Annotated in this window: 8 protein-coding genes; 4 read left to right on the forward strand and 4 right to left on the reverse strand. The window is 39.8% G+C overall.

Annotated elements, in window-relative coordinates; translation table 11 throughout:
- The first annotated feature begins 125 nt into the window (after nucleotides 1–125).
- The gene (locus LD39_RS16310) at nucleotides 126–701 is read left to right on the forward strand and encodes an HTH-type transcriptional regulator Hpr (RefSeq protein ID WP_035549849.1); all 576 of its coding nucleotides are present in this window, start codon (nucleotides 126–128) and stop codon (nucleotides 699–701) included.
- A gap of 185 nt (nucleotides 702–886) precedes the next feature.
- Here the strand turns inward: LD39_RS16310 and LD39_RS16315 are convergent, their stop codons facing one another.
- Complete coding sequence (locus LD39_RS16315; RefSeq protein ID WP_035549852.1) at nucleotides 887–1,219, reverse strand: DUF1878 family protein; 333 nt, start codon at nucleotides 1,217–1,219, stop codon at nucleotides 887–889.
- Nucleotides 1,220–1,453: 234 nt separating this feature from the next.
- Here LD39_RS16315 and LD39_RS16320 point away from each other — a divergent pair, with 234 nt between their 5' ends.
- The 3 genes from LD39_RS16320 (at nucleotide 1,454) to LD39_RS16330 (ending at nucleotide 3,429) form a co-directional block, all read left to right on the forward strand.
- Nucleotides 1,454–2,002 carry a DUF3267 domain-containing protein gene (locus LD39_RS16320; RefSeq protein WP_035549855.1) on the forward strand — a complete coding sequence of 183 codons (549 nt, stop codon included), beginning with the start codon at nucleotides 1,454–1,456 and terminating at the stop codon, nucleotides 2,000–2,002.
- 124 nt (nucleotides 2,003–2,126) lie between these two features.
- On the forward strand, nucleotides 2,127–2,309 hold the full coding sequence (locus LD39_RS16325) for a hypothetical protein (RefSeq protein ID WP_035549858.1): 183 nt from the start codon (nucleotides 2,127–2,129) through the stop codon (nucleotides 2,307–2,309).
- A gap of 181 nt (nucleotides 2,310–2,490) precedes the next feature.
- The gene (locus LD39_RS16330) at nucleotides 2,491–3,429 is read left to right on the forward strand and encodes a peptidylprolyl isomerase (protein ID WP_035549862.1); all 939 of its coding nucleotides are present in this window, start codon (nucleotides 2,491–2,493) and stop codon (nucleotides 3,427–3,429) included.
- Between the two features lie 37 nt (nucleotides 3,430–3,466).
- On the opposite strand, the gene LD39_RS16335 is transcribed toward LD39_RS16330, so the two are convergent.
- From LD39_RS16335 to yhaM, 3 genes are all read right to left on the reverse strand, one after another.
- On the reverse strand, nucleotides 3,467–3,667 hold the full coding sequence (locus LD39_RS16335; RefSeq protein ID WP_035549865.1) for a sporulation YhaL family protein: 201 nt from the start codon (nucleotides 3,665–3,667) through the stop codon (nucleotides 3,467–3,469).
- 69 nt (nucleotides 3,668–3,736) lie between these two features.
- Nucleotides 3,737–4,993, reverse strand: coding sequence for an MFS transporter (locus LD39_RS16340; RefSeq protein ID WP_035549868.1), 1,257 nt, complete (start codon nucleotides 4,991–4,993; stop codon nucleotides 3,737–3,739).
- Between the two features lie 20 nt (nucleotides 4,994–5,013).
- Nucleotides 5,014–5,961: a 3'-5' exoribonuclease YhaM gene (gene yhaM / locus LD39_RS16345; protein ID WP_035549871.1), complete on the reverse strand. Its 948-nt coding sequence runs from the start codon at nucleotides 5,959–5,961 to the stop codon at nucleotides 5,014–5,016.
- Nucleotides 5,962–6,095 lie beyond the last annotated feature (134 nt).

The raw sequence follows: 6,095 nt of genomic DNA on the forward strand, positions 1-6,095 counted from the left end.
TTTAAATTATTATTATCATTAGAAGTAGCACGGTCTGTTCTAGGATGATGGGTTTCTTCTTACTTTCATCATTCATGTAAACCTGACACTCAAGATCTATGACAACCCTAAAGAAGGTGAGATGTATGAAAGACAAAATTTCCAAACGGGAGGCAATCTTTTATAGCCATAAAATGGCCCAGCTATCGAAAGCTCTTTGGAAAGCCATTGAAAAGGATTGGCAGGATTGGATCAAACCTTTCCAACTTAACATCAACGAGCATCATATCTTATGGATTTCTTACCATTTAAAAGGGGCAAGTATCTCAGAAATCTCGAAGTATGGGGTCATGCACGTTTCCACGGCCTTCAATTTCTCTAAGAAGCTTGAAAAGAGAGGATTATTGCAATTCTCCAAGCGTGAGAATGATAAGCGAAACACATACGTAGAATTGACAGAGGAAGGTGTGGAGCTGTTAGAAGCTACCTTGGCTGAGTACAATCCTGATGATAACTCAGTTTTGAGAGGGGTGCTGCCGATGACGGAAATGTATGGCAAGCTACCTGAATTCTTGGATTTATCTGCTCTGATCAAAGAAATCTACGGAGATGAGTATATGGAAATCCTGGAACGTTCCTTAGAAAGTATCGAGACGGATTCAGTAATTAACCAACCAACAGACCTAGAAACGTACAAAAAACAAAAACCCAAATCTTCTTAACTATGAAATTGTTGCCCCTAACAAACATTATATGCGGCGTGATGGATGACCTGTCTCTCCTTGAAGTCGATTGACTTATAACCTTGAGAGGCTAATTGCTGTACCGCTACAACAGTGCATTAGGACAACCAAATCTTTTACTTATAAGAAAACCCCTTCCTAAATTTTTTTCGGGAAGGGGTTTTTCAATGTTTGCTCAGCTCCATCAACTTTTCCTCGACATCAGGGTAAATATCTTCACACTCTAGTGCTTCAAGTGATTCGTCTATAGGCAGCTTATGACATAGCATACCAGCATAATGAAGAGGAAAAGATTGATGATGGATGAATCCACTTTGACAATCATCCTTGTACGGAGCGTCAAGCTTTTCTAGCAATTCTAATGTTTCTATATAATCACTCTTAGTAAGTTCTTTTTCAATCACCATTTTTGCAAATGGATACTTCTTCATTTCCTCCATCTTTAGAAGCAATTGAAGTTGAAAACGGAACATCTCACATGGATCCTCTTTCTTCACAAATCCCCCCTCCAACCCCTGGTATAACAGGATTATAAGACGTGCAGTCAATTCCCGCCAAAACAGTTTTTGTAACAAATTTTTTTTTTACAAAAAACCTATTGCTTTTTCTTGTGAAACATACTATTATTCCACTTGTGCGATAAACATCTATGATTTGACGAAATCACACATATCATAGCGATATTTCTTATAAAAATCACAGTACTTTTTGTAGCAAAGGGGGATTCTCTGATGAATTGCTGGAAAACAGTGAACATCAACAAAGAATTCGGTCTAAATCGCGTTTACCTGATGTCGTTTTTGACTGGACTATTGTCCTTTATGTTGTTATATTTACCATTTTCGATGTATCATGGCACGCACGATATGAAAGATCACGGCTTCTTGCCTCTTCTTGTCATATTGTTTTTCCTGCCATCTATGCATCGGCTTATGCATATACTGCCACTCATTCTCTTTTACAAGCGACTTAGAGTGAAGTTTAGATTCAGGAAACGAATCATTCCAACGTTCACGTATCAATGCAAATCAAAATTATCGAAGCAGACTTCTATCATGATGGCTTTAGCACCGACGTTGTTCATTACTGTTCCGGCAATCGTCATGAGCTGTGTCTTCCCGAACTACTATGCTTATCTAATTTTATTTGCAGCCGTGAATATTGGATTGTCTTTTTCCGATTTTCTCTATCTAAATTATTTTGCAAAAGCACCACGGAAATGCATCATTGAAAATGCGAAAGAAGGCTATGACATTCTTATCCAACGACGCGAAGCCTAATTGAATGAAAGGAACGTTCTTAGATGGAACGTTCTTTTTTATTATTTTCCGTCCCTTTATTCTGTTCAATGGTGAGAAATTTTGATAGAGTAGTTTCATAGGGAATAAAGGAGGTTTCTTCGTCATGGCATTTGGATTTATCTTGTACGCACTCGTCATATTATTTGTGTTCAATTCACTCACTCATTCCTTATGCTTGAAAACAAAGATGTCGAATGAAAAGCAAACACGCGTATTCCGGACCATCAACGTCTTGATTACGATTTTACTCATATCATCATATGTAGAAGTATTGAATACACTATAATCAAACAGGCCAAGCCGGTTCATTCCCGGTTTGGCCTATTTTCTTTAAATATCTCCTTCTCCATAATTTGTTCTTCCTCTATGGAACATGCGAGGCAAAATATGTTATATTAACTCATGGGCTGTTAGAAGTAGATCTCTACGTCATAAAAATTATAAATTCGTAAATAGGAGTGTACGTCATGAAGAAAATTGCAATCACCGCTGCCTTAGCGGCCAGCGTATTCACATTATCTGCTTGTTCATCCAATGCAGACGACTCTGAAGTAGTTGTAGAAACTGGTGGTGGAGACATCACGAAAGAGGAATTCTATCAAGAATTGAAGAGCAGTAATGGGGAACAAGTCCTTCAACAACTTGTCATGAAAGAAGTCCTAGCCAATAAATATGATGTATCCGATGAAGCAGTCAACAAAGAATTAGAAACACTTAAAGAGCAATATGGCGACCAATTTGAAATGGTTCTTCAACAAAGTGGTTATGGAAGTGAAGAAGAGTTCAAAGAAGTCATTCGTTTCAGCCTTCTTCAAGAAAAAGCGGCGTCCGAAGATGTAGATATTTCCGAAGAAGAAATGAAGCAATACTATGAACGTATGAAGACTGAAATTCAAGCGAGCCACATCTTGGTTAAAGATGAAGAAACTGCTAAAGAAGTAAAACAGAAGCTTGAAGATGGTGCCGACTTCGGTAAACTTGCAAGTGAATACTCCTCTGATGGCTCTGCTCAGCAAGGTGGTAAACTAGGCTGGTTCGGACCTGGTAAGATGGCACCGGAATTCGAAGAGGCAGCTTACAGCCTTGAAAAAGGGGAAATCAGTGAGCCTGTAAAAACTCAGTTTGGCTACCACATCATCAAAGTAACAGATAAGCGTAAAGCTGAAGATGTGAAACCTTATAAAGAAGCAAAAGATGAAATCAAACGTACACTTGTAAGTCAGAAAGTCGATCAAGCGAAGCTACAAGAAAAGATGGACAAATTGATGCAAGAGGCTGATATTAACGTGAAAATTGAAGAGTACAAGGATCTATTCAAACAACCTGAAGCAGCACCAGCAGAAGACTCTAAATCAGGTGATTCCGAAGGATCAAGCAACTCTGAAGAAACCAAAACTGAAGAATAAATCAACAAAAAGCCAGGTGATTCCGATCACCTGGCTTTTATTCTGACATCATTGCTTTATCTTTCTTAGCTCGACGTTCCTTCTCATTTTCCATTCTCTTCAAATAGACTTGCCCTTCTTTTTCGATAAATTGCTGCTCTAAATCATGCTCTGCACGCATCGCGCGAATCGCCATATAGCCACTTATGAAAATAAAGATGATACAAAAGTAAACCCAGATCGGAATCCCGAACAACATAGTTGGTTCCTCCCTATCTCATTTGTATCTAGTCTATGACGCTTATGCTCTGTTTATGAACAAGCCCATTTAAGATGGGACTCTACTCATCTTCGCAAACATCAACATATAGATAGCTGCGCTGCTTAAAGCAAAGACCCCTAGCATAAGAAAAGTCATAGAGTAACTCATATAATTAGAAACAATCAAACTTAACGGAGCCAGCAGTCGACCAATCGTAAAACGCAGCGATGCTGCAGAAAAATACTGCCCTCTCATATCTTCCGGAGCCAATTTCGAAACAAAGCTCTCCTGAATTCCAACCACCATCAATTCTGCAAAAGTAAAAATCGCCATTGCTATCACAAACACCCATACACTTTGAGTCATTCCATACAAGATAATTCCAACGGCATAGAAGACACTGGAAAAGATGAACACCCGCTTTTCATTGAACTGATTCATCCACTTCGTTACGATTACGGTAAATAAAGCGACAAGTAACCCATTTTCAGCTAATACAAGTCCAAAGGCTCTTTCCCCTGAAATTTTCCAGCTCCATTCCCCTATCTGAACCAACGTCTGATTCTCTACTACTTCACTCGTATAAACGGCAATCAATAAATCCAATTGCATAAAAGTTTGAGCTGCCAAAACTCCAGCAATGATGAAAAGAAGAAAGATCCGATCTTTTGCAATGATACGATAGGCACTGAGTTCTTTCCAAATGACCGAAAACACATTCTCTCCTTTCTCCTTTACACGTTCTTTGACTGTCGTTGTTTCGCTTAAATAATAGGAAAGGAGCCCAGCTAATAAGGCTGTAATGACTACACCAGCGATCAGCATCTCGAAACGGTATGTATAAAAGATATAACTTCCAATTACCGGGCCGATCACAACGGCAATATTGATGGATGTATAAAAAACAGCAAATACGTTCGCCCGGTGTTTCTCCGGTACAACATCAGCAACCATCGCGTGGGATGCAGGCCAATAAAAGGCACCGCATACGCCTAACAAACTGAAAGCGATGAACGTAAGAACTGGAGAGTCAAGCCACGGAGAGTTGGCTGCAGCAAATACCATAAAGGTCAGACACTCCCCGATCGCAGAATAAACCATCATTTTCTTCCGACCAAAACGATCGGCGCAATATCCGCCCAGCAAACTTGCGATGACAGAAAAGGCCTGGGACAGCATCAGGAGAATCCCCGCATAATCCTTACCAAAAGAACGTTCAAAATAAATCGTCATAAATGGGAAGAACATCCAGAACAGAATATTCATCGTTCCTTCCCCGAACAATCGGATCTTTAAATTCCGATCCCAATCTTTCCATTTCATGTCTCTTTCTCCTACGCCAGTTATTTTTCTTCAAACAGTGGTTTATAAAATGCCCGCTGTTCAAGCGAGTACAGCTTCTCTGTATATTCCCCAGGGTTTACTTTACTTAATGCACGATTCAGCATGTTCATACGTGCATCGAGCATATCGATGTAATGCAGCACTTCCGCTTCACGAACAAGCGGCGGTTTAGGGCTTCCCCATTCTGCTTTCCCATGATGACTTAAAATCATATGCTGCAATACCGTGACCTCTTCCCCATCGATTTGTAGCTCGTTCGCAACAAGACGTATCTCCTCTACCATAAGGGGAATGTGGCCTATCAACTTGCCTTCGGTTGTATAAGAAGGAGAAGCTGCATTGGATAGCTCTCTTAATTTTCCTAGGTCATGTAAAATGATCCCTGCATAGAGAAGGTCTCTATTCAAATCAGGGTATAGTCCGATGATTTCTTTCGCAAGATGAAGCATTGAAACAATGTGATGAGCGAGTCCAGACACATACTCATGATGGTTACGTACAGCGGCGGGATAAGTCAGCAGTTCTTCCTGATACTGCTTTACAAATTGACGAGTAATGCGCTGTAAATTAGCATTTTTCATTTCAAAAATAGCTTCTGTAATCCTCTCCATGAGCTCTCCTTTGTCCACAGGAGCTTTCTCAATAAAATCAGATACAAACACTCCATCCGTCGTCTGCGAAGGACGAATGCTATGGATTTTCAATTGGGGTTTATTTCGGAATTGCCCGACCTCCCCGCTAACTTTCACAAGTTCTCCTTGCTGGAAGACCTGTTCATCCTCGTTACTTGCTTCCCAAAGCTTTGCATCAATCTCGCCTGTTTTATCCTTTAACATAAACGATAAAAAAGGCTTTCCGTTGCTTGCGACCCCTTTTGTTGCTGATTTAATCAATAGAAAATAGTCGAATGTTTCTCCAATCTGGAAATTGGCAATTCCTTTTTTCATGTTCCATAACCTCCTTCTTTACATTAAGATATGATATCTATCGGTGTTGAACATTCAGGTGTAAAAATAGCAACTTGCTAAATTAGGAATCTCATACAACTAAAGCTCCCGATTGTTGAAGACTCAGTTTCGAG

Origin of the sequence: Halobacillus sp. BBL2006 (assembly GCF_000786645.1) — a bacterium.
Lineage (GTDB): Bacteria > Bacillota > Bacilli > Bacillales > Halobacillaceae > Halobacillus.